This is a genomic window from Mesorhizobium sp. M7A.F.Ca.US.014.04.1.1 (assembly GCF_003998745.1).
Taxonomy (GTDB): Bacteria; Pseudomonadota; Alphaproteobacteria; order Rhizobiales; family Rhizobiaceae; genus Mesorhizobium; species Mesorhizobium ciceri.
The window spans coordinates 1-2762 of the sequence record NZ_RZRW01000680.1; the positions used below are offsets into that span (position 1 = coordinate 1).

Genomic DNA, 2762 nt, shown 5'->3' on the forward strand with positions numbered 1-2762 from the left:
CAGCGTATGCCCGCCAGCCCGTACGCCTTCGAGAAGGTGCGCATGCGGATGACGTTTGGCCTGGAGATATCGATCGGCGGCAGCGCCGAGGCCGGCCCGAGTTCGCCATAGGCCTCGTCGAGCACCAGCATGGTGGTTTCCGGCAGCGCCTCGATGAAGCGGATGATCTCGCTCGCCTCCCACCAACTGCCCATCGGATTGTCGGGGTTGGAGAGATAGACCAGCGGGGCCTTGTCCCTGTGCACCGCCGCCAGCAGGCCATCCAGGCTTTCCCGGTCGTTCTCGTAAGGGACCGTCACCAGTCGTCCGCCGACACCGGCGATGTGGAAGTTGAAGGTCGGATAAGCGCCGAGCGAGGTGACCACAGCATCGCCGGGCGCCACATACATGCGTGCCACCAGGGCGAGCAGGCCATCTATGCCTTCGCCGACAACGACGTTCTCTGCTTTTACGCCGTGATGCGCGGCTACCGCCACCTTCAGATCGTGATTGTCGGGATCGCAATACATCCACATGTCGCCGGCGATCTCGGCCATGCGGGCGATGACGCGCGGCGAGGGACCAAAGCTGCTCTCATTGGCGCCGATGCGGGCGCGAAAAGCGCGGCCACGCTCGCGCTCCTGCGCTTCGGGGCCGACAAACGGCACCGTCGAGGGAAGCGCTGCGATGAGCGGCATGAGGGGAGGGCGCTGATGCATGGTGGAAGCTCGCTTGAAAGGGCCTTCTTGCTAGCGCGCCGGATGGGTCGGTGCAAGTTGCCGCTGGGCAGATCCGTAACGCTGGATTCTTTCGGCCGCTTTTGCTAGCGAGACGTGATGAACAACCGTCTGCCGCCTGCCTGGTCAAAGCACCTCAAGGTCCAAACCGGGCCGAAACCCAAATTCCCGCAGCCAAATCTGCGCAACGCAAATTCGCTTTCGCCTGCGCAGGCAGACGATGCGTTGCTGGAGCAGGCGTATCAGTTTCAGCAGGCCAAGCGGCTTAACGAGGCTCAGGACCTATGCCTTCGGGTGCTGGCGCGCACGCCTAACCATCCGCTCGCCCTGTATATTTTGGGGACCGTGTGCCTGGGCTACGACGATGAGGCGGCCTTGCGATATTTCGCACGAGCGATCGGCGAGGAACCAAAAAACCCCTACTACCACCTTGGTTTGGCTTCGGCCTATGTGAAGGTCAGTGAATATTCACCGGCAATCGAGCATATGCAGTATGCCTTGGAGTTGCAGCCAGGTCTCATCGAAGCGCTTTGTGCATTGGGGGACGCTTATATCCAGTTTGATAAACCCGACATGGCTTTGCCGCTCTATGAGAAGGCGCTGAAGATCAACCGCGATCATCCCAAAGTGCGGATAGGACTGGCCAGCGCGCTCAGCAGCCTGGGGCGCATGGACGAGGCCGCCGCCTTTCTTAAAGAAGCAATCGAACGTCGCATCGCAATGCCGACTGCCTACAACGACCTTGTACAGACGCAAAAGTTCACCGAAGAGCCAAAGGAACTACAATCCATCGTTGGTGAACTCGGCAATCCCAAGCTTGATCTGGACGGCGTAGAGAAGCTCCATCTGGCGGCCGGCAAGGTGCTGAACGACCTCAAGCGCTATAAGGATGCATTCGGCCATTTCAACAAGGCCAAACAGGCCTCGGGCCGCTACTTCGATATCGACCAATACCGTCGGTGGGTAGATTCACTGATTGAGACCTTCACGCCTGAGATGCTGGCTGCCAGGTCGGGTTACGGAAATCCTTCGGAAGTTCCTGTGTTCGTGGTCGGCATGCCGCGCTCGGGAACGACACTCACGGAACAAATTTGCGCAAGTCATCCCGATGTCCATGGCGCAGGGGAACTAAGCAAACTCAGAAGAGTCGCGAATGCGATCGACCTCAGAAAGTCATCGGCCGGGAGGCTAAACCATGCGATGGCGTCGATCACAGAACACCTGTCCGGAACACTGGCCGAAGAGCACCTGACCTATCTGAGGGAGCGAGCGCCTGCCGCGCTTCGGATCGTGGATAAGATGCCTCATAATTTTGAGCTGATCGGTCTTATCGCCGTTCTCTTTCCCAACGCGCGAATCATTCATTGCCGTCGTGACGCCATCGACAATTGCGTCTCTTGTTTTGTCCAGAAATTCGGCGAGGGGCACAGCTACAACACCGACCTGAAGACACTCGGCCTGTACTATCGAGAATATGACCGCCTGATGCAGCATTGGAACGAGGTTTTCCCGAACCTGATCTTCGAAAATCAGTACGAGACGCTGGTCGACGATCAGGAAGCGCAGTCACGCCGCCTCATCGATTACCTTGGGCTGCCCTGGGATGACGCCTGCCTGCGCTTTTTCGACAGGGATGGTTCGGTCAACACACCCAGTCGCTGGCAGGTTCGCCAACCGATCTACAAATCGTCGGTCAAGCGCTGGAAGAATTATGAAGGCGAGATCCAGCCACTCATCGATGCTTTGGGCGACTTGGCGGACACGTAACTCAGACCAGTCCTGCGTTCCGCTCATGCGCGCACGTCTCCTCGATTTGGTTGGCACTGCTGAGAAATAGAGCTGAAGAAGCTTACGGATGCGCGTGATTCCGCACCCGATGATCCCAACACAATCGCTCGGTTGGTCAATTGATTCTGCTGGTCGACACGCTCGAAGTGCTTGGCGCGAAAACTCACGCACTGCCGGACTGCCGGAGCTGCCGGGGCTCGGCTTCGTCGGCTGGCTATTGTCGCTCGCAAACCTTCAAGAAGTGCAGGGGCTCGGTCT

At 58.7% G+C, this 2762-nt stretch carries 3 protein-coding genes; 2 read left to right on the forward strand and 1 reads right to left on the reverse strand.

Annotation, left to right across the window (positions count from 1 at the left end; genetic code table 11):
• On the reverse strand, positions 1-698 hold a 698-nt coding region (locus EOA22_RS29850), incomplete at its 3' end, for an aminotransferase class I/II-fold pyridoxal phosphate-dependent enzyme (protein ID WP_127390441.1).
• A 117-nt stretch (positions 699-815) separates the two neighbouring features.
• On the opposite strand from EOA22_RS29850, the gene EOA22_RS29855 reads away from it, so the two are divergent.
• Positions 816-2483, forward strand: a complete 1668-nt coding sequence (locus EOA22_RS29855) for a sulfotransferase (protein WP_013532602.1) — start codon at positions 816-818, stop codon at positions 2481-2483.
• An 88-nt stretch (positions 2484-2571) separates the two neighbouring features.
• A partial coding sequence (locus EOA22_RS38260) for a hypothetical protein (protein WP_206521358.1) occupies positions 2572-2762 on the forward strand: 191 nt, incomplete at its 3' end.